The 23,976-nt window shown below is 61.8% G+C and carries 21 protein-coding genes; 8 read left to right on the forward strand and 13 right to left on the reverse strand.

The annotated features are described in order from the left end of the window. Window positions 1-65 precede the first annotated feature (65 nt). The gene (locus K5K89_RS12345; protein ID WP_222541703.1) at window positions 66-2,423 is read left to right on the forward strand and encodes a fimbria/pilus outer membrane usher protein; all 2,358 of its coding nucleotides are present in this window, start codon (window positions 66-68) and stop codon (window positions 2,421-2,423) included. Continuing rightward, on the forward strand, window positions 2,420-3,394 hold the full coding sequence (locus K5K89_RS12350; RefSeq protein WP_222541507.1) for a spore coat protein U domain-containing protein: 975 nt from the start codon (window positions 2,420-2,422) through the stop codon (window positions 3,392-3,394). The genes K5K89_RS12345 and K5K89_RS12350 overlap by 4 nt, the downstream gene beginning before the upstream one ends. Here the strand turns inward: K5K89_RS12350 and K5K89_RS12355 are convergent. Together K5K89_RS12355 and K5K89_RS12360 are read right to left on the reverse strand one after the other, a co-directional pair. Further along, window positions 3,391-4,128, reverse strand: coding sequence for an anti-sigma factor family protein (locus K5K89_RS12355; RefSeq protein WP_222541508.1), 738 nt, complete (start codon window positions 4,126-4,128; stop codon window positions 3,391-3,393). The genes K5K89_RS12350 and K5K89_RS12355 overlap by 4 nt on opposite strands. After that, on the reverse strand, window positions 4,125-4,631 hold the full coding sequence (locus K5K89_RS12360; protein ID WP_071492005.1) for a sigma-70 family RNA polymerase sigma factor: 507 nt from the start codon (window positions 4,629-4,631) through the stop codon (window positions 4,125-4,127). Before K5K89_RS12360 ends, K5K89_RS12355 begins: the two co-directional genes overlap by 4 nt. 167 nt (window positions 4,632-4,798) lie before the next feature. On the opposite strand from K5K89_RS12360, the gene K5K89_RS12365 reads away from it, so the two are divergent. Both K5K89_RS12365 and K5K89_RS12370 read left to right on the forward strand, forming a co-directional pair. Continuing rightward, the gene (locus K5K89_RS12365; protein ID WP_222541509.1) at window positions 4,799-5,881 is read left to right on the forward strand and encodes a catalase family peroxidase; all 1,083 of its coding nucleotides are present in this window, start codon (window positions 4,799-4,801) and stop codon (window positions 5,879-5,881) included. Further along, complete coding sequence (locus K5K89_RS12370; protein WP_071492003.1) at window positions 5,878-6,417, forward strand: cytochrome b; 540 nt, start codon at window positions 5,878-5,880, stop codon at window positions 6,415-6,417. Before K5K89_RS12365 ends, K5K89_RS12370 begins: the two co-directional genes overlap by 4 nt. Window positions 6,418-6,435: 18 nt before the next feature. Here the strand turns inward: K5K89_RS12370 and K5K89_RS12375 are convergent, their stop codons facing one another. Together K5K89_RS12375 and K5K89_RS12380 are read right to left on the reverse strand one after the other, a co-directional pair. Next, window positions 6,436-7,587: a M14-type cytosolic carboxypeptidase gene (locus K5K89_RS12375; protein WP_222541510.1), complete on the reverse strand. Its 1,152-nt coding sequence runs from the start codon at window positions 7,585-7,587 to the stop codon at window positions 6,436-6,438. Window positions 7,588-8,052: 465 nt separating this feature from the next. After that, on the reverse strand, window positions 8,053-8,403 hold the full coding sequence (locus tag K5K89_RS12380) for a DUF6124 family protein (RefSeq protein WP_071492001.1): 351 nt from the start codon (window positions 8,401-8,403) through the stop codon (window positions 8,053-8,055). Between the two features lie 132 nt (window positions 8,404-8,535). Between K5K89_RS12380 and K5K89_RS12385 the strand changes: the two genes are divergently transcribed. Beyond that, on the forward strand, window positions 8,536-9,168 hold the full coding sequence (locus tag K5K89_RS12385; RefSeq protein ID WP_071492000.1) for a LexA family protein: 633 nt from the start codon (window positions 8,536-8,538) through the stop codon (window positions 9,166-9,168). On the opposite strand, the gene K5K89_RS12390 is transcribed toward K5K89_RS12385, so the two are convergent. Genes K5K89_RS12390 through K5K89_RS12405 form a run of 4 tightly spaced genes read right to left on the reverse strand, consistent with a single transcriptional unit; the run spans window position 9,165 to window position 14,691 of the window. Then, window positions 9,165-11,090, reverse strand: a complete 1,926-nt coding sequence (locus K5K89_RS12390) for an acetyl/propionyl/methylcrotonyl-CoA carboxylase subunit alpha (protein WP_222541511.1) — start codon at window positions 11,088-11,090, stop codon at window positions 9,165-9,167. The two genes, K5K89_RS12385 and K5K89_RS12390, sit on opposite strands and share 4 nt — an antisense overlap. Continuing rightward, window positions 11,087-11,893, reverse strand: a complete 807-nt coding sequence (locus K5K89_RS12395) for a gamma-carboxygeranoyl-CoA hydratase (RefSeq protein ID WP_222541512.1) — start codon at window positions 11,891-11,893, stop codon at window positions 11,087-11,089. Before K5K89_RS12395 ends, K5K89_RS12390 begins: the two co-directional genes overlap by 4 nt. 15 nt (window positions 11,894-11,908) lie before the next feature. Continuing rightward, window positions 11,909-13,516: a carboxyl transferase domain-containing protein gene (locus tag K5K89_RS12400; RefSeq protein ID WP_222541513.1), complete on the reverse strand. Its 1,608-nt coding sequence runs from the start codon at window positions 13,514-13,516 to the stop codon at window positions 11,909-11,911. Between the two features lie 11 nt (window positions 13,517-13,527). After that, window positions 13,528-14,691 (reverse strand): isovaleryl-CoA dehydrogenase, encoded by a 1,164-nt coding sequence (locus K5K89_RS12405; RefSeq protein ID WP_071491996.1) that lies wholly within the window; start codon window positions 14,689-14,691, stop codon window positions 13,528-13,530. 150 nt (window positions 14,692-14,841) lie between these two features. Between K5K89_RS12405 and K5K89_RS12410 the strand changes: the two genes are divergently transcribed. Beyond that, window positions 14,842-16,479 (forward strand): AMP-binding protein, encoded by a 1,638-nt coding sequence (locus tag K5K89_RS12410; protein WP_222541514.1) that lies wholly within the window; start codon window positions 14,842-14,844, stop codon window positions 16,477-16,479. 541 nt (window positions 16,480-17,020) lie between these two features. Here K5K89_RS12410 and K5K89_RS12415 read toward each other — a convergent pair. The 3 genes from K5K89_RS12415 to K5K89_RS12425 all read right to left on the reverse strand — a co-directional run bounded on the left by K5K89_RS12415 (window position 17,021) and on the right by K5K89_RS12425 (window position 19,378). Beyond that, the gene (locus K5K89_RS12415; protein WP_071491994.1) at window positions 17,021-17,920 is read right to left on the reverse strand and encodes a hydroxymethylglutaryl-CoA lyase; all 900 of its coding nucleotides are present in this window, start codon (window positions 17,918-17,920) and stop codon (window positions 17,021-17,023) included. A 16-nt stretch (window positions 17,921-17,936) separates the two neighbouring features. Further along, window positions 17,937-18,329, reverse strand: a complete 393-nt coding sequence (locus tag K5K89_RS12420; RefSeq protein ID WP_071491993.1) for a MerR family transcriptional regulator — start codon at window positions 18,327-18,329, stop codon at window positions 17,937-17,939. Window positions 18,330-18,442: 113 nt separating this feature from the next. Continuing rightward, a complete protein-coding gene (locus K5K89_RS12425; protein WP_222541515.1) occupies window positions 18,443-19,378 on the reverse strand; it encodes a LysR family transcriptional regulator in 936 nt (311 codons plus the stop codon). A gap of 151 nt (window positions 19,379-19,529) precedes the next feature. Here K5K89_RS12425 and K5K89_RS12430 point away from each other — a divergent pair, with 151 nt between their 5' ends. Continuing rightward, complete coding sequence (locus K5K89_RS12430) at window positions 19,530-20,759, forward strand: acyl-CoA dehydrogenase (protein ID WP_028616890.1); 1,230 nt, start codon at window positions 19,530-19,532, stop codon at window positions 20,757-20,759. 118 nt (window positions 20,760-20,877) lie between these two features. Here K5K89_RS12430 and K5K89_RS12435 read toward each other — a convergent pair whose 3' ends face one another. Continuing rightward, window positions 20,878-22,209, reverse strand: coding sequence for a substrate-binding domain-containing protein (locus tag K5K89_RS12435; RefSeq protein ID WP_222541516.1), 1,332 nt, complete (start codon window positions 22,207-22,209; stop codon window positions 20,878-20,880). Window positions 22,210-22,330: 121 nt separating this feature from the next. Continuing rightward, entirely contained in the window at window positions 22,331-23,143 is an 813-nt protein-coding gene (gene xthA, locus K5K89_RS12440; RefSeq protein ID WP_071491989.1) for an exodeoxyribonuclease III, read from the reverse strand. 168 nt (window positions 23,144-23,311) lie between these two features. Here xthA and K5K89_RS12445 point away from each other — a divergent pair, with 168 nt between their 5' ends. After that, on the forward strand, window positions 23,312-23,962 hold the full coding sequence (locus K5K89_RS12445; RefSeq protein ID WP_071491988.1) for a GNAT family N-acetyltransferase: 651 nt from the start codon (window positions 23,312-23,314) through the stop codon (window positions 23,960-23,962). The last annotated feature ends 14 nt before the right edge of the window (window positions 23,963-23,976 follow it).

Raw genomic sequence — 23,976 nt, forward strand, 5'->3', positions numbered from 1 at the left:
TGTAACGGGGCAGGAACGCCCCGGGATTTAAACGGATGGAGATGTCCATTGAAGGACACAACGCCATGGTGAGTCGTGGTCTGGCTCGCAGTCTATGGCTGTCGGTGGTGGGCGGACTGGGCGGCGCAGTGGTGGCGCTTCCGGGCGTGGCTGGCGACCTGCCACCGCCCCCGAGCAGTATGGAGGCTGTCGCCGATGCACAGTTGTTTCTGGAGCTGGTGGTCAATCAGATGGACACCGGCCGCGTTATCGCGGTCGATCAACGGGCCGGGCAACTCTATGTGCCGGTCAGCGCGCTGCAGGACGTGGGCATGAAGCTGCCCGGCGAATTGAGCGGCAGCGTGGCGCTGGACAAGATCCCCGGCCTGCACAGCGATTACGACAGCAACGGCCAGCGCCTGCTGCTGGATGTGCCGCCGTCGTGGCTGAAGGAACAATTTATCGGCAACCGCGACACTTACCCGCGCACCCAGGCAATGAGCAGCTTTGGCGCCTTGCTCAACTATGACCTGTATTTCAACGACACTGACGAAGGCGGCAGCTACCTCGCCGCCTGGAACGAAGTGCGGCTGTTCGACAACTGGGGCACCTTGTCCAATACCGGCCAGTACCGCCAGACCTTGGCTGATGGTGTCAGCAGCAGTACGTTCAACAACGGCTATCGGCGCTATGACACTACCTGGCGCTTCTCCGATGATGAGCGGCTGCTGACCTACGAAGCCGGTGACGTGATCAGCGGCGCCTTGCCCTGGAGCAGTTCGGTGCGCCTCGGCGGTGTGCAGTTCTCGCGGGACTTCGCGGTGCGTCCGGACCTGGTGACTTACCCCCTGCCGCAATTTGCCGGTGAGGCCGCGGTGCCGTCGTCGGTGGACCTGTTTATCAATGGCTACAAATCCGATAGCGCGCAGTTGCAACCGGGGCCGTACACCCTGACCAACGTGCCGTTTATCAACGGAGCGGGCGAAGCGGTGGTGGTGACGACTGACGCCCTGGGTCGCCAGGTGTCGACCACCGTGCCGTTCTATGTGACCAGCACGCTGTTGCAAAAAGGCCTGACGGATTTTTCAGTGGCTGCCGGCACCTTGCGCCGGGAGTACACCCTCAAGGACTTCGCCTACGGCCCTGGCGTGGCGAGCGGTACCTTTCGTTATGGTTATTCCGACAATTTGACCCTGGAGAGCCATGCCGAAGCCTCCACTGACCTGACCCTCGGCGGCCTGGGCGGTAACCTGCGGCTGGGCAATCTCGGCGTACTCAATGCCGCCGTCAGCCAAAGTCGATTCGAAGGGCGTAGCGGCCAGCAACTGAGCCTGGGGTATCAGTACAACAGCACGCGCTATAGCCTGTCCTATCAGCGGGTGGAACGACACGACGAGTACGCCGACCTGACCCTGGTCGACACCGCTTACGCCAGCCTCAGCAAGCGCAGCGAGCAGGTGACGCTGAGCCTCAACCTTGAACGTTTTGGCAGCCTGGGCATGGGGTATTTCGACGTGCAGGCGGCGGACGATTCGCGCACGCGGCTGCTCAACCTGAGCTGGAGCAAGCCGCTATGGCGCAATACCAGTTTCTACCTGTCGGCCAACCGCGAGATCGGCGACAGCAATTGGGCGATGCAGGCGCAGTGGGTGATTCCGTTCGACCTCAACGGCAGCCTGGCCTTGAGCACCGAGCGCAGCAAGGACGGCACCAGTCGCCAGCGCCTCAATTACAGCAGCGCAGTGCCCAGCGAGGGTGGGGTGGGCTACAACCTCGGTTATGCTCAGGGCGATGGTGCGGCGTACCGGCAGGCCGACCTGACCTGGCGCTTGCAGTCGGTGCAATTGCAGGCCGGCGTGTACGGCAGCAGCGATGCCCAGACGCGCTGGGCGGATGCCAGTGGCTCGCTGGTGTGGATGGGTGGCGATACCTTCGCTGCCAACCGTATCAATGATGCCTTTGTGGTGGTGAGTACCCAGGGCTTCGCCGGTATCCCGGTGCGCTACGAGAACCAGCTGGTGGGCGAAACCGACCGTAATGGGTATCTCCTGGTGCCATGGAGCAGCGCGTACTACCGCGCCAAATACGAAATCGATCCGCTGAACCTGCCGCTCAATGTGCAAAGCCCGAATGTGGAGCAGCGTGTATCGGTGCGCCGTGGCAGCGGCTACCTGCTGGAGTTTCCATTGCGCCGAGTGCTCGCGGCGAGCGTTACCCTGGTGGACACCCGGCATCAGGAATTGCCCTTGGGCAGCCTGGTGGTGCACGAGCAAAGCAACCAGCAGGCAGTGGTCGGCTGGGACGGCCTGGTGTACCTGGAAAACCTCTCGGCGCATAACACCTTGCAGGTCACGCTGGGTGAAGGGCGTACGTGCCAGGCGCGATTCGAGGTCAACGAGCAGGAACAAGGCGTGCCGCTGATCGGGCCGTTGGTGTGCCAATGAGACGCGTGGGCTGGCTGTGGCTCCTCGGGATGGTGTGCTCGGGGCAGGCAATGGCGCTGTGTTCGACAGTGGCGACGGCTCCGGTGAGTTTTGGCTCGGTGAGTTCGATCAACGTACGCACCGCGGCGCAAAACAGCTCGACCCTCAATGGCGGTTTGAGCTGCACCGCTTCACTGATCGCCCTCGGCACCAGTGACCACTTCTATGCCACGATCACCTCAACCACCAGCGGCATGGTCGGCCCCACGGGGGATGTGATCGGTTATACGATTTATGGCAACAACACCACCACGTTCCCTATTACACGAGGGCTTCAGTTCGATTTCGGTCCCAATGGCATTGCGACAAGCGCGGGTCTTTTGACGGGGCCGGGCAGCAAGAACCTGCCGCTTTACGTGGGCAGTATTACCGGGACCAATGTGGCGGCCGGGGTGTATACCGAAGTCCTCAGCGTTGCATGGACCTGGGATTATTGCATTGGCCTGGGGGTGGGCAACTTGTGCGTATTGCGGGACAAAAACCTGACTCCCCAAGTCAAGCTCCTGACCGTGAGCATGACCGTCACCAATGACTGCCAGATCACCGCGCCCAATATCAGTTTTGGCAGTGCGCCCGTCATCAGCGGGTTCACTGCCGTGACCGGCCAGACCATCAGTATTTCCTGCACCAAGGGCAGCGCCTACAGCGTGGGCCTGAGCGACGGCCAGAACGCCGTCAGTGTGGGCGGGCGGCGGCGCATGATCTCCGGCACCCACTACCTGGCCTACGACATCTTCAAAAGCGCCGGCACCACGCGCTGGGGCAGCGTGGGCGCGGCGCGGCGCGACAGTTCCAGCGCCGAGGTCAACCCCGGCAACGGCCTGGGTATCGGCAGCCAGGTGTTCAACTACAACGCCAGGATCTACACCGATCAAACCACACCGCCCGCCGGCACCTACCTCGACAACGTGGTACTCGACGTGGGCTTCTAGAACTTCAGCATCGCCGGGGTGGGCTGATCCGCCGGGCTGACCACCGCATAGTTGTAGCCGGCACCGGACCAGTACTGGGCCTGCAAACCATCGGCGCTGCGGCTGCCACGGGGCAGAAAGCCGTTTTCCGGGCCTGGCGGGCGGATGTAGAAGCTGATGCGCCGCCCTTGCGGGTCTTCGTACAGCACCATGGCGGCGGCGCCTTGCTCGGTGGTGAGCAGGCGCCCGCTGACCGGCGTGAAGCCCGACGCGCTCAGGTCAGGCAGGCGGTGGGCCTGGTTGAAGTAGCGGTCGAGCCAGGCCTGCATCGTGCCGCCGCCCTGGCCCTTGTAGTCCGCCGGCATGATGCCGTCCTGGGCAAACAAGCGGAACGCCTGCATCGCGTCGGCCATGGGCAGTTGGGCCGGCTGGCTGACTTCACGGGCGTGCCAGCCACCGATACCGCCGAGGCTGACAGCGATCAGCAGCACGGCTGCCGTAGCCAAGTGGCGGCGTGATTGACGTTTGATGCGCTGGCGGATCAACGCCGGGTCCAGGTCCGGGTTGGCCGGCTGCTGCAGGGCACCGCCCAACGCGGCACGCAGCAACTGCGCGTCGTGCTGCCAGGCATGGACCTGGGCTGCGACATCCGGGTGGGCTGCCAGATAGGTTTCAAGTACACGGCGATCACTCTCCAGCAGTTGGTGATCGACGTAGGCATGCAAATCGCGTTCGCTGGGGGGCAGGCTGATCATTTGAGTATCCGCAGGGAAGGGCTGGCAATTTCGCCATCACTGAGTTGACGCAGGGCCTGGCGCGCACGGGACAAGCGTGACATCACCGTGCCGAGGGGCACATCGAGGATCTCGGCGACGTCCTTGTAGCTCAAGCCTTCGACCGACACCCACAGCAGCAGGGCGCGCTGCTCGGTGTTGAGCTGATCGAAGGCTTGCAGGGTCGACTGGGCGATCACCGTGCGTTCGACCGACGGCTGCGCATCGTCACGCCCGGTAAAGAATTCCAGCATGCGCGCATAGCGCCGGGTGCGACGGTGGGCATCGAGGAACTGGCGGTAGAGGATCGAGAACAACCAGGCACGCAAGTCGCTTTCGACACGTTTATCGGCCCAACGGATGATCGCCCGCTCCAGGGTCGACTGCACCAGGTCGTCGGCGCTGCTGGCGTTACGGGTCAGGGACACGGCAAAGCGCCGCAGCCTGGGGATGAGTTCACGTAACTGTTCGTCGAGTTCATGCATGGGAATCTGGCTGGTCACTACGCTGGGATTAGAGAGACGTGCGCCGTTGAGGGTTATTCCCCGTGCTTGAAAATAAATCCAGGGCCAGGGAATAGAGCCGATCGGCGTTCGTCTTAATGCTCCGACCTTATATTCACCCCTAAGGCCTTTGGCCCCGGAGTTCCTTCATGGTAGATCACTCATCACCGCCTCGTCCCCCGTTGAGCACCGCGAGCCTGATCGCGCGCCTGGCGGGTATCGGTGCCGTGGTTGCGGTTGTGGCGGGGGCCTTTGCCTACGTCAACGGCACCCTCGACCCACAGCGCCTGCGTCCTAAAACCCTGGTCAACGCGCTGGAAACCAACAATGGCGTGCACCCGGGCTTTCGGCGTAACCATGCCAAAGGCATCTGCGTCGCCGGGTATTTCGAGAGCACGCCTGAAGCTCGCACCTATTCCAGTGCCCAAGTGTTCAGCGAGGCCAAGACCCCCGTGATCGGCCGCTTTGCCTTGCCCAGCGGCAACCCTTACGCGCCCGACAGCAGTGTGCCGATCCGCAGTTTTGCGGTGCAGTTCTCCCAGGCCAACGGCCAGCAATGGCGCACCGGTATGAACAGCATGCCAGTGTTCCCGGTGGGCACGCCCGAGGCGTTCTATCAGTTGCTCCAGGCCGGCGCACCTGAGCCCGCCACTGGCAAGCCGAACCCGGCGAGCATGCCGGCGTTTTTCGCCGCCCACCCCGAGACCGCGCCGTTCCTGGCGTGGGTCAAGACTGCCAAGCCTTCGGCCAGCTATGCGACCGAAACCTACAACGGTATCAACGCGTTTTACCTGGTGGGCGCCGATGGCAAGCGCCAGGCCGTGCGTTGGGGCGTGGTGCCGCAGAGTCAGGATGCGCCGGGCGATACCGCGCCAGCCGGAAGTGATTACCTGGAACAAGACCTGGTGCAACGCTTGGCCGCCGGGCCGCTGCGCTGGCAGTTGAACATGACCCTGGCCAACCCGGGTGACCCAGTGGACGATGCGAGCAAGGCCTGGACTGGCGAGCATAAAGTCATTAATGCCGGCACCCTGGTGTTGCAAAGCAGCCAGCCGCAAGCGGACGGTGATTGCCGCGACATCAATTTCGACCCGCTGATTCTGCCCAGTGGCATCGAAGCGTCCAATGACCCGTTGCTGGCGGCACGCTCGGCGGCGTATGCCAGTTCCTACCTGCGCCGCGCCGGTGAAGTCGGCCCGTTGCACAGCGCCCCTCAGGAGTCGAAGCCATGAATGCCCAACCACGGTTTTTTGCCCCGCTGGCGCGCCTGCTGCACTGGCTGATGGCGCTGATGATCATCGCCATGCTGTTTATCGGCGCGGGCCTGGCGGCTTCAGTGTCGGAACGGCATGAGTGGTTGATCCACCTGCACAAGCCGCTGGGGATCGCCATTCTGGCGCTGGTGATCGTGCGCCTGGCGGTACGGTTCTCCACGCGCCAACCGCCGCTGCCCGTCGACCTGCCGTTGTGGCAAGTGTTGGCGGCCAAGGTGTCCCATGTGGTGCTGTATGCCTTGATGCTGGTATTGCCGCTGCTGGGCTGGGCGATGATTTCGGCGGCAGGCGATCCGGTGATGCTCAGCAGTTCGGTGCAGTTGCCGGCGCTGGTGGGCGCGAACGCGCCATTGTTCGCGGTGCTGCGCAAGGCCCATGGTTATCTGGCCTACCTGCTGTTCCTGACGGTGCTGTTGCACCTGGCGGCGGCGTTGTTCCATGGGCTGATCCGCCGCGATGGCGTGTTGCAGAGCATGACCGGCACCAAGGAGTGATGCCGGCGGGAGAGGGCGTCAGCGCAGCGCGGTGACGATATCGGCCACCGTGCTCAGCACGTCCTTGCCCAATTGCCTGGAGCGCTCGCCTGACCAGCCGGTACTCGGGTTGGGCGCGTCGTCGTTGTCCTTGAAGGGCATTTCCAGGGTCAGCGACAGGCAGTCGTATTTCTGGCCGACCGCGTTGCACGCCAGGGTCATGTTGGCTTCGCCCGGCAGGTCGCGGGTGTAGCCGTGGGTGGTCTGGAAGTCGCGGGTCAGGGCGCTCAAGTGGCTGCGAAAGTGTTTTTCCAATGCCTCGATGCGTGGGGTGTAGCCGGGGTTGCCTTCGCAGCCAGCGGTGAAGACGTAGGGGATTTCCTCGTCGCCATGGATATCGAGAAACAGGTCGACGCCGTACTTTTCCATTTGTTGCTGGACGAACAACACTTCCGGGCTGCTCTCCTGGCTGGCGCTCTGCCAGGCACGATTGAGGTCCTGGCCCATGGCGTTGGTGCGCAGGTGACCGTGGAAGGCTCCGTCCGGGTTCATGTTTGGCACCAGGTACAGGTCGGCGACCTTCAGCAGTTTTTTCAGCTCGGCGTCACCGTCCTGTTGCAGGCGTTCGATGATGCCCTCCATGAACCATTCGGCCATGTGCTCACCGGGATGCTGTTGGGCGATGATCCAGATCTTGCGCCGACCTTCGCCGCCCTTGCCGCGACGCAGTAGCTGGATGTCACGGCCTTCGGCACTTTTGCCGGTGGCCAGCAAGCAGGTATTGGCGCGACTCAGGGCCTGCTCGATCAGCCAGTCGTGGCGTTCGCGGCTATAGGGTTCGAAATAGGCGAACCAGGCGTGCTTCTCGCGGGTTTCCAAACTGATATGCAGGATTTCCCCGTCGAAGCGCGAAGGCACCCGGAACCAATTGATGTGGTCATAGGAGGCCACGGCGTTGTAGCCACTCCATGCGTGTGGGTAGGACGATTTACCCGCGTTGCTCAGGCGAAAGGTGTGGGTATGGCCCACGTGCATGCCTTCGGCCTTGAAATGGAACCATTGGTAATGTTGGCTGCGCGTGTCGGGTTTGATTGCCAGCAGTAACTGATAGGCGTCGTGGGCATCCAGTACCTGGATATTGCCACTGTCGAAGTCGGTGCTGATCCTGATGGAGGTCAAGGCCACGGTCATAGTCTGGTTGCCTGAATATGAGTGTTGTGGCGGCTATCTTACACAGGAGTCTGGTAAAGACTGGACGCAAAATTGTTGCGAAGGGGAGGGGGCGTCTTCCTTGACGCCGCAGCAGCTTAGGATCTATGAGATTGATTCTCAAGCGCTATTTCGAAAAGATGGGGGCCAGAGCGGTAGACTGGCTTTCTTTTGGTGATAGTCTTTTGCTACCATGCGCGCCATCAAGCAACACACAGTCTTCATTAGCCTGAAGCCATGCCAGGGAAACTGGCAAAAAAAAGACCCGGCCAAAGAGCCGGGTCAAAAACCGTGATTAGCCTGATGAGGAGATATTCCAAGAGTCCGACCTAAGGTCCCTTGGTCTATCGACTGATCTCGCGATCAGCTGGGTCCAATAATAATCATTATCATTTGCAAGTCAAATGTTTTTATCCGTGAGATAGAAATATTTTTTCTTTGCGCCTGTCATCCGTTCGCTTGAGCCTCCGGCGCCTGCAACGACCGCTCCACCATCGCCTTCGCCATATCGATCAAATACACCACCGAAAACGCCAGGTCACGATGAGTGCCGCGATGGCTGCTCGCGGACTCATAGGCCGTGGCCGCTGCGCTGCGCAACAGGTCCGAGGCGTGCACCAGGGCTTCCTCCGGGCTGATGCCTGGCTTGATGGCAAACAGGGCATCGTCAGGGCCTTGTGCCGACATATCTTCTTTCAAGTAAAAGTCCAATGCGCGCTTGGCGGCGCCGCTGCTGCGCAGGTCGTGCAGCTCGGTGTCTTCGGGGATTTCAGGCAGCAGATACGGGCTTGTCGTCATAGGGGGCGGTACTCTGGGGTGGGTGTCGAAAACCTTATGCCCGATGATAGTACGTATCGTATTTATGTCGTTTTATGGATTACTACAAACTGTTTATTGCCCTGGAAACTGCGTGACGTATTGTCAGCGCCCATGGATAACTGGATCGCGTTGGTCAAGGCCAACATGGAAGACCGCAAGGTCACGCAAGGTGAACTGGCTGAGCGCCTGGGCATGTCCCAGGGCGGCGTCGGCCATTGGCTCAACAAGCGCCGTGCGCCGAGCCTGGTGGACATGAATCGGGTGCTGGCGGCGCTGGGGCTGGGCTATCTGGAAGTCGCGCTGGATATTCGCGAGCGGGTCGATGAGCCGCCTGCGGAGAAAAACTACAACCCGTATTTCCGTTATCCGGTCAGCGATTGGAATGGGTTGTGCGAAGTGCGTGAGCCGCGTACACCTTACGGCGCTGCCCGCTTCGAGCTGACGGATTACCATGCCCGGGGCGAAGCCTTCTGGCTGCCGGTCACCGGCGACGCCATGACCGCACCCAGTGGCCTGAGCATCAGTGCGGGCATGATGATCCTGGTGGACCCGGCCATTGCCGCCGAGCCCGGTAAATTAGTGGTGGCCCAGTGGGTCGGGAGCCCCCGGGCGACCTTTCGCCAGTTGCTGGAGGAGAGCGGCCAGCGTTACCTGGTGCCGCTCAATCCCACCTACCCGAAGCAGTTGCTGACCGACGATTGCCGCCTCCTGGGCGTCGTCGTACAGGCCACGGCAAAATTTTAACCAGCCGTTTCAAGCTCCACCAAAGTGCAACCTTCGGCAACCATTTCGCCTTCCTGGCAGAACAGTGCCTTGACCACCCCGGCCTGGGGCGCGCGGATGCTGTGTTCCATTTTCATGGCTTCCAGCACCACCAGTTGCGTGCCGGCTTCCACCGGTTGGCCCACCTCTACCAGCACCCGTACGATGCTCCCATTCATCGGGGCTGTCAGCCCACCCTGATGGGATTGGTTGGCCTCGACTGCAGCAATCGGATCGAACAGCGATACGCCGCGCATCTCGCCGTCCCAACGCAGATACACCGTGTGTCCATGGCGTACCGCCAGATGGCTGCGACGCACGCCCTGTTGTTCGATCAGCAACTGTTCGCCACGCAACTGTGGCGCCTGGGCGGCCTGCGTCACCAGTCGGTCCTGGCCATTGCAACTCAAATGCAGTGACACCTCGGCAGGCAGCCCGGCGCGAAAGCCGCGTTTATCTGCCCAGGGTCCATCCGATGGTGGCAGGCTCTGCATGAATGCCGCGGCGGCCGCCTGCCAGAATTCATCACCCAGTTCACCGGCCTCGGGCAACAACTCATCCTGATAGCGCGGAATGAATCCGGTATCCAGTTCCGCATCCGCAAACGCCGGATGCCCGATAATGCGCCGCAGAAAACCCAGGTTGGTCTTGAGCCCGCCGATGGCAAACTCATCCAGCATGCCCAACAACCGCAACCGCGCCTGTTCACGGTCCTCGCCCCAGGCAATCAGCTTGCCGAGCATGGGGTCATAGAACGGCGAGATGTTGTCGCCTTGCTCGACACCGCTGTCCACACGGCGCCCTGGTCCGGGTGCGGATTCGCGATACAGCGCCAGGTGCCCGGTGGCAGGCAGGAAGTCATTGGTCGGGTCCTCGGCATACAGCCGCACTTCGATCGCATGGCCGACCAGCGGCACCTGTTCCTGGGTGATCGGCAGCGCCTCGCCCTGGGCGACACGAATCTGCCAGGCCACCAGATCCAGGCCGGTAATCGCTTCGGTGACGGGGTGCTCCACCTGCAGTCGCGTGTTCATCTCCATGAAGAAGAAATCGCCACGCGCGTCGAGCAAAAACTCCACAGTGCCGGCACCGACATAACCGATGGCCTGAGCCGCACGCACAGCCGCCTCGCCCATGGCCTTGCGTTGTTCAATACTCAACCCCGGTGCTGGCGCTTCCTCGACGACTTTTTGATGGCGACGCTGAATCGAGCAGTCCCGCTCATTGAGGTACAGGCAATGCCCGTGTTGATCGGCGAACACCTGAATCTCCACATGACGTGGCTTGAGCAGGTATTTCTCCACCAGCATTTGCCCATTGCCGAAAGACGACAGCGCTTCTCGCTGGGCCGAAGCGAGCGCCTCGGCCAACTGGCTGACGTCCTCGACCACCTTCATGCCCTTGCCGCCGCCACCGGCCGTGGCCTTGAGCAGTACCGGGTAGCCAATGCGCTCGCAGGCGGCGCGGAAGGTGTCCAGGTCCTGGGCGTCGCCGTGATAGCCCGGCACCAGGGGCACACCGGCGGTTTCCATCAGCGCCTTGGCGGCCGACTTGCTGCCCATGGCATCGATGGCGGAGGCGGGCGGCCCGAGGAAGATCAACCCGGCGGCTTCAATTGCACGGGCAAACCCGGCGTTCTCCGACAAAAAACCATACCCCGGATGGATCGCCTGGGCGCCGCTGGACTGGGCGGCGGCGATCAGCTTGTCGATTTTCAGGTAGCTGTCGGTAGCCTTGCTGCCGCCCAGGTCGACGCGGATATCCGCCTCACGGCTGTGCCGTGCATCGCGGTCGATGGCGCTGTGCACCGCCACGGTGGTCAGGCCCATGGCCTTGGCGGTGCGCATCACGCGGCAGGCAATCTCGCCACGGTTGGCCACCAGCAGGGTTGTCAATGTACTCATGAACGCGGCTCCTGGGGCTGCCAGCTCGGTGGACGTTTTTGCAGGAACGCGCGCAAGCCTTCCTGGCCCTCGGCGCTGACCCGGATGCGCGCAATGGCGTTTTCGCAATAGCGGCGCAGCGCTGGGGTGAGGGCACCGTTGCCCACTTCGCGCAACAGGTCTTTGCTGGCGCGCATGGCAGCCGGGCTGTTGTGCAGCAGGTTGGCGATCCACTGTTCGACCTGATGGTCCAGCTCGCCGATCGGATAGCTTTCCGCCAGTAAGCCGATGTCGCGTGCGCGCTGGCCGCCAAAGCGTTCGGCGGTCAGGGCATAGCGCCGTGCTGCGCGTTCGCCGATGGCTTGCACCACGAACGGGCTGATCACCGCCGGCGCCAGGCCGATGCGCACTTCCGACAGGCAGAACTGCGCATCATCGGTGCCAATCGCCATGTCGCAGCAACTGATCAAGCCGAGTGCGCCCCCGTAGGCCGCGCCTTGCACCACCGCCAGGGTCGGCATTTTCAATTTGGCCAGGTTGTACATCAGCTCCGCGAGTTCGCGGGCATCGTCCAGGTTGGTGTGGTAATCCAACTCGGCCGACTGCTGCATCCAGGCCAGGTCGGCGCCGGCGCTGAAGTGCTTGCCGCGCCCGCGCAGGACCAGGAAGCGCAGGGACGGATCGCCTTGTACCCGATCGAGGGCGATGATCAGTTCGCGGATCATCTCGGCGTTGAACGCGTTGTTCTTGGCTTCACGACTGAGCCACAGCGTGGCAAAGCCACGGGAATCGGTGATCAGTTCGAGGGTGTTGAAATCGCTCATGGGGTACAGCTCCATTTACATGCGGAACACGCCGAAGCGGCTCGGCTCGATGGGGGCATTCAGCGACGCGGACAAGGCCAGCGCCAGCACGTCACGGGTCTGCAACGGGTCGATCACACCGTCGTCCCACAGGCGTGCGCTGGAGTAGTAGGGGTGGCCCTGGGTTTCGTACTGGTCGAGGATCGGCTGCTTGATCGCGGCTTCTTCTTCCGTGCTGAACGCTGTACCGGCGCGTTCGGCCTGCTCGCGCTTGACCTGCACCAGCACCCCCGCCGCCTGTTCGGCGCCCATCACGCCAATCCGTGCGTTCGGCCACATCCACAAAAAGCGCGGGTCATAGGCGCGGCCACACATGCCGTAGTTACCCGCGCCAAAGCTGCCGCCGATGATCACCGTGAACTTCGGCACCTTGGCGCAGGCCACGGCGGTGACCAGCTTGGCGCCGTGCTTGGCGATGCCGCCGGCTTCGTACTTCTGGCCGACCATGAAGCCGGTGATGTTCTGCAGGAACAACAAGGGAATGCCGCGCTGACAGGCCAGCTCGATAAAATGCGCGCCTTTTTGCGCGGCTTCGGCAAACAGAATCCCGTTGTTGGCCAGGATCGCAATCGGGTAGCCGTGCAGGTGGGCAAAGCCGCACACCAGGGTGGTGCCAAACAGCGCCTTGAATTCATCGAACACCGAACCGTCCACCAGCCGTGCAATGACTTCGCGCACATCAAACGGCTGCTTGGCGTCGGCCGGGATCACGCCGTACAACTCTTCACTGCTGTACAGCGGAGCTACCGTCGAACGTTGCAGCAACTGGCCTTGTTTGCGCCAGTTGAGGTTCGCCACGCTGCGCCGGGCCAGCGCCAGTGCATGCTCATCGCTGTCGGCATAGTGATCGGCCACCCCGGAAATCTTGCAGTGCACATCGGCACCGCCGAGGTCTTCGGCACTCACCACTTCACCGGTCGCCGCCTTCACCAACGGTGGACCGGCGAGGAAGATGGTGGCCTGGTCGCGCACCATGATTGCTTCGTCGGCCATCGCTGGCACATAGGCGCCACCGGCGGTGCACGAACCCATCACCACCGCAATCTGCGGGATGCCCTGGGCGCTCATGTTGGCCTGGTTGAAGAAGATCCGCCCGAAGTGCTCGCGGTCCGGAAACACTTCGTCCTGGCGCGGCAGGTTGGCGCCGCCGGAGTCCACCAGGTAGATGCACGGCAGGCGGTTCTGTTCGGCGATGGTCTGGGCGCGCAGGTGTTTTTTGACGGTGAGCGGGTAGTAGGAGCCGCCTTTGACCGTGGCGTCGTTGGCGACGATCATGCATTCGACGCCTTCCACGCGGCCGATCCCGGCAATCACCCCGGCGGCCGGCACGTCTTCGCCGTACACCTGATGGGCGGCCAGTTGGCTGAGTTCAAGGAACGGCGAGCCCGGGTCGAGCAAACGATTGATACGCTCGCGCGGCAGCAACTTGCCGCGTGAGGTGTGTCGCTCCTGTGCCTTGGCGCCGCCGCCTTGCTGCACGTGGGCGAGCAGGGTGTGCAGGGCGTCGACCTGTTGGCGCATCGCCGCGCTGTTGGCGGCAAACTCCGCCGAACGCGGGTTGAGCTGGGTGTGCAAGGTGGCCATGGTGCGCTCCTTCAGCGGGTTTCGTTGAAGAGTTCGCGACCGATCAGCATCCGCCGGATTTCACTGGTGCCGGCGCCGATCTCATACAGCTTGGCGTCGCGCAGCAGGCGCCCGGCCGGGAATTCGTTGATGTAGCCGTTGCCACCCAGGATCTGGATCGCGTCCAGGGCCATTTGCGTGGCGCGTTCGGCACTGTAGAGGATCACCCCGGCGGCGTCCTTGCGCGTGGTCTCGCCACGCTCGCAAGCCTGGGCCACCGCATAGAGGTAGGCGCGGCTGGCGTTGAGCTGGGTGTACATGTCGGCAACCTTGCCCTGGATCAGCTGGAATTCGCCGATGCTCTGGCCGAACTGCTTGCGGTCGTGAATGTAGGGCACGATCAGGTCCATGCACGCTTGCATGATTCCGGTAGGGCCGCCGGAGAGCACCACGCGCTCGTAGTCGAGGCCGCTCATCAGCACTTTCACGCCGCCGTTGAGCGCGCCGAGGATGTTTTCTTCGGGCACTTCCACCTCATCGAAAAACAGCTCGCAGGTGTTGGAGCCGCGCATGCCCAGCTTGTCGAACTTGTTGCTGCGGCTGAAGCCCTTCCAGTCGCGCTCGACGATAAACGCGGTGATGCCGTGCGGGCCTTTTTCCAGGTCGGTCTTGGCGTAGATCACATAGGTGCTGGCATCGGGGCCGTTGGTGATCCAGGTCTTGCTGCCGTTGAGTACGTAATGGTCGCCGCGCTTATCGGCGCGCAGCTTCATCGAGACCACATCGGAGCCGGCGTTTGGCTCGCTCATGGCCAGGGCGCCGACGTGTTCGCCACTGATGAGCTTGGGCAGGTATTGGAGTTTCTGCGCGTGATTGCCGTTGCGGTTGATCTGGTTCACACACAGGTTGGAGTGTGCGCCATAGGACAGCGCCACCGAAGCCGAGCCGCGGCTGATCTCTTCCATGGCCACCACATGGGCCAGGTAACCCAGGCCGGCACCGCCATATTCTTCTGGCACGGTGATGCCCAGCAGGCCCATGTCACCGAACTTGCGCCACAGGTCGGCGGGGAACAGGTTGTCGATGTCGATCTGCGCCGCACGGGGCGCGATTTCCTTGCCCACAAAGGACTGCACCTGGTCGCGCAGCATGTCGATGGTTTCACCGAGGGCGAAGTTCAGGGACGGGTAACTCATGGACAGGCACCTTAATGTGAGCATTGTTGTTGTGTGGATGGGGCGCCAGGGGAGGGCGCTCACCTTTACGTTAACGTAAGCTTGCGTTACGGCGCTGTCAATCGTAGTTTACGTTTACGTCAACCTACAAAAAAGACAACAGGGGTCGTTATGGAACAACCGAACCAGAGCTACAGCCGCGGCTCACAGGACAAGACCTTGCTGGCCATGACGATTGGCCAAGCCTTTGACCGAACCGTTGCGCAATTCCCCGATGGCGAGGCCCTGGTGGTGCGTCATCAACAACGCCGCTACACCTGGCGACAACTGGCGGAGACTGTCGATTTGCACGCGCGGGCGTTCATGGCCCTGGGCATGCAAACGGGCGACCGCCTGGGCATCTGGGCACCCAATTGCGTCGAGTGGTGCATCAGCCAGATTGCCAGCGCCAAGCTCGGGGTGATCCTGGTCAACATCAACCCGGCCTATCGCAGCAGCGAGTTGGACTACGTGCTCAAGCAGTCCGGCTGTCAGTGGCTGGTGTGCGCCGGCTCATTCAAAAGCTCCGATTACCACGCCATGCTGCAGGAGCTGAAACCGGACGTGCGCGGCCTCATCAGTCTCGATCCCAACCCGCCCGCAGGGTTCATGCCGTGGTCGCAACTGGCCGCGCTCGGCGCTGGCATTGCGCCCGAACAGTTGCACAGTCGCCAGGCCAGCCTGCACTTCGATCAGCCCGTGAATATCCAGTACACCTCCGGCACCACCGGCTTCCCCAAGGGCGCCACCCTCAGTCATCACAACATCCTCAATAACGGCTACATGGTCGGCGAAAGCCTGGGCCTGACCGCGCAAGATCGCCTGGTGATCCCGGTGCCGCTGTATCACTGCTTCGGCATGGTCATGGGTAACCTGGGCTGCATCACCCATGGCACCACCATGATCTATCCGAACGACGGCTTCGACCCGCTGCTGACCCTCACCACCGTCGCCGAAGAACGCGCCACCGGTCTTTACGGCGTACCCACCATGTTCATCGCCCTGCTCGATCACCCACAGCTGGGCGACTTTGACCTGTCTACGCTGCGCACCGGCATCATGGCTGGCGCCACGTGTCCCATCGAGGTGATGCGCCGGGTCATCAGCGAACTGCACATGCGCGAGGTCCAGATTGCCTATGGCATGACCGAGACCAGCCCGGTGTCGCTGCAAACCGGAGCGGACGATGACCTGGAGCGCCGTGTGACCACGGTCGGGCGCACCCAGCCACAATTGGAAAGCAAGATCATCAATGCAGACGGCAACACGGTGGCGCGTGGAGAAATCGGCGAATTGTGCACCCGTGGCTACAGCGTGATGCTCGGCTATTGGAACAACCCCGACGCCACGCGCGAGGCCATCGACGACGCCGGCTGGATGCACACCGGCGACCTGGCAAGCATGGATGCCCACGGCTACGTATGCATCGCCGGGCGCAACAAGGACATGATCATTCGCGGCGGCGAGAACGTGTACCCGCGTGAGCTGGAGGAGTTTTTCTTTACCCATCCGGCGGTGGCGGATGTGCAGGTCATCGGCATTCCGGATGCGCGCTACGGTGAGGCTATCGTCGCCTGGATCAAGTTCCACCCCGGCCATGTCGCCAATGAACTGGAGCTGCAAACCTGGTGCAAGGGCCGCATCGCGCACTTCAAGACGCCCAAGCACTTCAAGTTCGTAGAGGAGTTTCCGATGACGGTAACGGGCAAGATCCAGAAATTCCGCATGCGCGAGATTTCCATGGAGGAGTTGGGGGCAGGGCAGGAGTAAATCCCTGAATGCACAAAGGGGACCCGAGGGTCCCCTTTAATTTGTCGTTGCGTGCTCTTTTTTTATTATTGAGGGGCGGTCTATTGTTGTTTTTGGCAACCGTTACCCTTTACCGCTGTTTTTGGCGACCCCCATCCGGGATCAAGAGCAAACGTATTTTTTTGAGCGCTGATCTGCTTCTTCGTGATGATCCAACCAGTGGGCAGCTACCTGAGGTAGTTTTATTTTTCTCTGACCGGTTGCGGGTTTCGGCATGCCGTACCCTGCGAAGCACATCTTCTCCAAAAAAATCTGTTAGCTGCGTCTCTGCCGTGTTGTTTTTGTTATGTCAGAGTCGTTTCGTCTTATTTTTATTAGGTTTGGCGCTTTTTATTCTTGTTATGCGATAGAGATAGCAGAAGCCGTGCCAACTTTTTAAAACCCTTTAAAATCAATGAGTTGATTTTTGCGTAGGGATTGGCCTACGGCAAATACGACAAAATATGTTCCCGTGTTACTCGATGTGTAGGCGTGCGGTAACACATTGTCACGGCTAAGCTACTCAACCGGCGTTACGCGCCTTGGCCACACGCGATCCTGTTGGCCGGCCCAGTACGCTGCTGATCTGCTGCCCCGCGCCAATCAATGCCTCAAGGTCGATACCGGTCTCGATGCCCAGGCCGTTGAGCAGGTACAACACGTCTTCGGTGGCGACGTTACCGCTGGCGCCCTTGGCATAGGGGCATCCGCCGAGGCCCGCGATAGAGCTGTCGAACACCGTGATGCCTTCCAGCAGGCTGGCGTAGATATTCGCGATGGCCTGGCCATAGGTGTCATGGAAGTGCCCCGCCAGTTTGTCCCGTGGCACCTGCGCCCCGACCACCTCGAACAGCCGCCGCGTGGCGCCTGCCGTGCCGGTGCCGATGGTGTCGCCCAGAGACACCTCGTAGCAGCCCATGGCATATAACTCCCGCGCCACCGCCGCGACCTGTTCCGGCGCGATCTCGCCTTCATATGGGCACCCCAGCACGCAGGACACATAGCCCCGCACGCTGACTCCATGCTGCCTGGCCGCCGCCATGATCGGCGCGAAGCGCTCCAGGCTTTCACTGATGGAGCAATTGATATTGCGCTGGGAAAACGCCTCGGACGCAGCGGCAAACACCGCCACTTCCTTAACGCCAGCCGCCAGCGCGTCCTCAAACCCGCGCAGGTTCGGCGCCAGCGCACCATAAGTCACACCGGGCTTGCGTTGGATCTGCGCAAATACCTCGGCGGAACCGGCCATTTGCGGCACCCACTTGGGCGAGACAAAACTGCCGACCTCGATATAGCGCAAGCCGGCAGCGCTGAGGGCGTCCACCAAATGGACCTTGTCCGCCACGCTGATGGGTTGGGCTTCGTTCTGCAAACCATCGCGCGGGCCGACTTCCACCAGGCGCACGTGTGAGGGGAGGGACATGGCAATTACCTTCTGATCAGTGGTCGGCCTGGCGCAGGGTGTGGGCCAGGGCCTGGGTGCAGCGCTCTTCGGCGGTGTCCAGTTCCAGCTTCATCTGTTCGATGTCCAGCAGTTGCTGTTCCAGCTGCTCACGGCGCTCGGCGATTTTTGCCAGCATGCTGTTGAGTTGCACGTGGTTGCCACTGGTGGGGTCGTAGAGTTCGATCAGCTCGCGGCACTCGGCCAGGGAAAAACCGATGCGCTTGCCCCGCAGGATCAGTTTGAGGCTGACCTTGTCGCGCGCCGAGTAGATGCGCTCCTGGCCCCGGCGTTCCGGGGCCAGCAGGCCTTGTTCTTCGTAGAAGCGAATGGCGCGGGTGGTGATGTCGAGCTCGCGGGCGAGGTCGGAGATGCTGTAAGTCGTGCTCATGGGGGCGCTCAAGGAGGTCTTGGCGTTAAGCTACTGGCAGGTTGACGTAAACGTCAAGGGTCGCGGCGTGACCCATCGGGGGCAAGCCCCCTCCCACAGGGGGCTCGCTAACCTCACGCCTGTTGTTTATCCAGCTTCTTCTCATGGGCCGTGACCTGCTGGCACAACTCGATCATCTGCTCGCGCATCCAGCGGTTGGCCGGGTCCTGGTCGGTGCTTTCGTGCCAGTACAGATGGGTTTCCACCGGCGGTACGTCGTTGACCGGCAGGTTGAACCAGTGCAGTTCATGGCGGCGGGCGAAGCGCTCGGGCACGGTCATGACCATGTCGGTCTGCTGCAGCACCTGCGAGGCCATCAGGTAATGCTGGGAGCGCAGGGCGATCTTGCGCTGGATACCCATCTTGCCCAGGGCCAGGTCCACATGGCCCAGACCGTTGCGCCGGCTGGAAATATGGATGTGGGTCAGCCCCAGATAGTCATCCAGCGTGAGCTTGTCCTTGCCGGCCAGCGGATGCCCCTTGCGCATGGCACACACGTAGCGGTCTTCCATCAGCTTGACGTGGCGAACCTGGGGGTCGGTGTTGAGCGGCGCATCCACGGCAAAATCCAGGCGCCCGGCGGCCAGTTCCTTGGTGGTTTCGCGGCGCTTGGACAGGAAACTCTCGATCACCACCGTGGGCGCCAGGCGGCGCAGGCGCTGGAACAGCAACGGCAGGATCACCGCCTCGGTGAGGTCGGTCATGCTGATGCGGTAGGTCTTGGCCGCCTGTTGCGGGTTGAAGATGCGGCTTTCCTGCACTGATACCCGCAGCAACGACAGCGCATTGCGCACCGGGCCGATGATGTTCTGTGCCATCGGCGTCGGCACCATGCCCTGGGCGGTGCGCACGAACAGCGGGTCGTTGAAGGTCTCACGCAGGCGCGCCAGCGCGTTGGACACCGCCGGCTGGGTGATGCCGACAATCTGCCCGGCGCGGGTCAGGTTGGCTTCGGTGTAGATCGCGTCAAAGACGATAAACAGGTTGAGGTCGACCTTGCTCAGATTCATTTCGCAGCGCTCTTATTGTTAGGTGGCCATACGTCGATCATATATCGGTGATGAATGTTAATACACGCCGAGAATAGGCTAGGTAAATTATCAACGCTGTTCTAGCATCGATTGCATGACCTAAACAACCTCTCAGAGAAGGGAGCTGCTCATGGATTTCGCCTATTCGCCCAAGGTTCAGGAACTGCGTGAACGCGTCACTGCGTTCATGGACGCTTACGTTTACCCGGCCGAGCCGGTGTTCGAACGCCAGGTCAGCGAAGGCGACCGCTGGCAGCCCACCGCAATCATGGAGGAGTTGAAAGCCAAGGCGAAGGCCGAAGGCCTGTGGAACCTGTTCCTGCCTGAATCCGAACTGGGCGCCGGCCTCACCAACCTCGAATACGCGCCACTGGCCGAAATCATGGGACGCTCCCTGCTGGGCCCGGAGCCGTTCAACTGTTCCGCCCCCGACACCGGCAATATGGAAGTGCTGGTGCGCTACGCCAACGAAGAACAGAAGCAACGTTGGTTGGAGCCCTTGCTGCGCGGTGAGATCCGCTCAGCCTTCGCCATGACCGAGCCGGACGTCGCTTCCTCGGACGCCACCAACATGGCCGCCCGCGCCGAGCGCCAGGGCGACGAATGGGTGATCAACGGCAAGAAATGGTGGACCTCCGGGGCCTGCGATCCGCGCTGCAAGATCCTGATCTTCATGGGCCTGAGCAACCCGGATGCGCCACGCCACCAGCAGCACTCGATGATCCTGGTGCCAGTGGACACCCCGGGTGTGAAAATCGTGCGCCCGCTGCCGGTGTTCGGCTACGACGACGCGCCTCACGGCCACGCCGAGGTGCTGTTCGACAACGTCCGCGTACCCTATGAAAACGTCCTGCTCGGCGAAGGCCGGGGTTTCGAAATCGCCCAGGGCCGCCTCGGTCCAGGCCGTATCCACCACTGCATGCGCTCCATCGGTATGGCTGAGCGTGCGTTGGAATTGATGTGCAAACGCTCCGTCAGCCGGACCGCGTTCGGCAAGCCGCTGGCCCGGTTGGGTGGCAATATCGACAAGATTGCCGACTCACGCATGGAGATCGACATGGCGCGCCTGCTGACCCTGAAAGCGGCGTACATGATGGATACCGTGGGCAACAAAGTGGCGAAGAGTGAAATCGCCCAGATCAAGGTAGTGGCGCCGAACGTGGCCTTGAAGGTGATCGACCGCGCAATCCAGATTCACGGCGGCGCCGGCGTTTCCAACGACTTCCCGCTGGCCTACATGTACGCCATGCAACGCACCCTGCGCCTGGCCGACGGCCCGGACGAAGTGCACCGGGCGGCCATCGGCAAGTTCGAGATTGGCAAGTACGTGCCTAAAGAGCTGATGCGCAGCGGGCAGTAACACCGCGTCGCCTGCATCGGGGGCAAGCTTCCTCCCACACTTGGATGTGTTCACAGATCAAAATGTGGGAGGGGGCACCCCGATGAGGCCGGATCAGGCAATGAAGACCCATCAGCCCTCAGTAAACCCACACCTCCACCCGCCGATTCTTGATCCGGCCTTCATCCGCCGTATTCGCCGCCACCGGCATCTGCGCACCCAACCCACGGATATCGCGCAGCACCACGGCGTTCTTCACCAACTCCCGACGCACCGCCATCGCCCGCAACTTTGACAGTAGCGCGGCGCGCTGCGGGTCATCCTTGGCATCGCCAAAGCCCACCAGCGTCACCTGCTTATCCAGCTTGTCGTGGCTCTTCAGATACGCCACCACCCTTTGCAGATCCTGGCGCGCCTTGTTGTCCAGGCTGGCGCTGCCTTCTTCAAAGCGAAAATTCACCGTCAGGCGCTGGGCGTCGCGGGCGATACCCTGATAGTCATCGGGCATCGACGGGCGCGGTTGCACGGCGATCGCCTGCACCTGCTGCGCAATAAACCCGTTTGCGGCCACAATCGCCTGGCCCTTGGCGCTCTGGGTAAAGTCCACCAGCGCCTTGGCCCACGGGTTATGCCCGGACGGCGGCAGGTAGAAAAACAACCGGCGTGACAGCGGGTAATCCTCGGTAGCAATCAGGCTGTTGAGCGCCAGCATGGGCTGTGAATCGCCATCCACAATCGCCACGGCTTTGGCCTGGCGTACGTAGGGCAGGCCGATAAAGCCGATACCCTGAGGGTCGTGGCTGACCGCGTCGGACAGCTGCTCGCTGGACTCGAAACGCTTGGCACCCGAGGCAAGCGGCTTGCCACGCAGACGCAATACCAGTTCCTTGAACGTGTCGTAGGTGCCGGATTGATCATCCCGTGCGTACACATGAATGGGGCCGCCCACTCCACCCAGCGCCTCCCAGGTACTGACCTCACCATTGAAAATCTGCGCCAGTTGCTCGGTATTCAGTGTGTTCAACGGGTTCTGCGGGTGGAGGATGATCGCCAGGCCGTCGATGGCAATCACTTGTTCGGCTTCAGGGCTTTTCAGGTCGCCCAGGGGTTCAAGGTCGACCAGTTCACTGTCCTTGATCGGGCGAGACGAGGCGGCGAGATCGGCGCTGGCTTTTTTCAGCGCCGTGAACCCGGTGCTCGATCCGTGGGCCGCGACCTCGATGGTCACGGTCTTGCCTTGGCGCGTCTTGCCGATCACACGCTGTTCATTGACGCCTTCGCCCGGTTCGCTGTGCACCGCCTGCAAGCCCTGATGCTCCATCAGCCCCTTGACCAGTGCCGGACCCAACGCCGCGCCAATGGTATTGGAGCCCTGGATACGCAGTGCCGGGCCTTGATCGGGAAGGGGCAGGGGAGCGGATACGGCGAAGAGGGGAAAAACGGTCAGCAGTAACAGAACGCGCAGCCTCATGCCGGCACCTTCTCAAGCCAAAGGGAGTGCCGCGAGAATAAGACAGGCAGGTTGCATAAATGTGACGGGGGCGCCGCAAGGCTGAATGTGGGAGGGGCAAGCCCACTCCCACTTTTTGCGATCAGCTCAGTTCCAGCCAGATCGGCGCATGGTCCGAAGGCTTCTCCAGCCCACGCAGCTCGTAATCCACCCCGGCATCCTTGACCCGCGAAAGCAGGCCATTGGAGGCCAGGATCACGTCAATGCGCAGCCCACGCTTGGGCTCGTCTTCAAAGCCCCGGCTGCGGTAGTCGAACCAGCTGAAGCGGTCGGCCACGTCCGGGTTGAGGTGGCGGAAGCTGTCCACCAGGCCCCAGTTTTTCAGGCGAGCCATCCATGCGCGCTCTTCCGGCAGGAAGCTGCATTTGCCGGTCTTGAGCCAACGCTTGGCGTTGTCGGCACCGATGCCGATGTCGCAGTCTTCCGGGGAAATGTTTACGTCGCCCATCACCACCAGCGCCTGGTCGTTGCTGAACTGGCTTTCCAGCAGTTGCTGCAGGTCTTCGTAGAAGCGCTGCTTGGCCGGGAACTTGGTCGGGTGGTCGCGGCTTTCGCCCTGGGGGAAGTAGCCGTTCATGATGGTGACCGGGTGGCCGTTCGCGTCGGCGAAGGTGCCCCAGATAAAGCGACGCTGGGCGTCCTCTTCGTCACTGGCAAAGCCTTTGTGCACGCTCAGGGCTTCCTTGCGCGAGAGCAGCGCCACCCCGTAGTGGCCTTTTTGCCCATGGTAGTACACGTGATAGCCAAGGGCCTGCACTTCGGCCAGCGGGAATTGGTCATCGTGGACTTTGGTTTCCTGCAAACCGATCACGTCGGGCTGGTGCTTTTCAATCAGCGCCGCCAACTGATGAGGGCGGGCGCGCAGCCCGTTGATATTGAAGGAGACGATTTTCATGGTCGGCAGTCCAGTCTGGCAAAAGGGCGATGCTAGCGGACAAGTCGGACGGGGGCCAGCGTGGCGGTAGGGCACATGCACTGCTAATGTCTGGGAACGACTCGTGCTGTGTAGGTTCGTACCCATAAGAACGCTGCCTTTTGAGCCGCGCCCAGGGAGATTGACGGTATGCCGGACACTACAACTGCAATTGCTGAAATTCGCCTGCTCAACAGCGGTTACTCCCGCGAGGCCCGGTCCCTGTTGTACCAGGCCTATCGGCATGAGCCGACCTTCGCCTACATCTTCGAAGCCGAGCGCCCCGGTTATGAACAACGGGTGCGCGCCACCGTGCGCGAGTTGGTCAAGCAGCACTTCTTTCAGAAACTGCCGGCCATCGGCCTGTTCGTCAACGACCGGCTGATCGGCATCGCCCTGATCGCGCCACCGCAGCGGCGCCTGGGCATCACCGAAAGCTGGGCCTGGCAACTGCGCATGTGGCTGAGCACCGGCGTGCGCGGTACACGGCGTTACCTCGACTACCATCACGCGGTGCTGGCGTGCCTGCCCAGTGAGTCGGTACATGTACTGCCGTTGCTGGGCATTCACCCGCAGTTCCAGGGTAAGCATTACGGCGAGCAGTTGCTGGAAGCCGTGCACAATTGGTGTGCCGAAGACCCGCATTCATCCGGTGTGGTGCTGGACACTGGGAATTCACGTTACCTGGAGTTCTATAAGCGTCAGGGCTACGAGGAAATCGGTGAAGTGGCGGTAGGCCCGATCCTGGAACATGTGTTTTTCCATCCCAATCCGCAGTCGTTACATGCTGCAACGGCTTAATACAGAATTATTCA

The organism is Pseudomonas sp. DR208 (assembly GCF_019823005.1).
Taxonomy (GTDB): Bacteria; Pseudomonadota; Gammaproteobacteria; order Pseudomonadales; family Pseudomonadaceae; genus Aquipseudomonas; species Aquipseudomonas extremorientalis.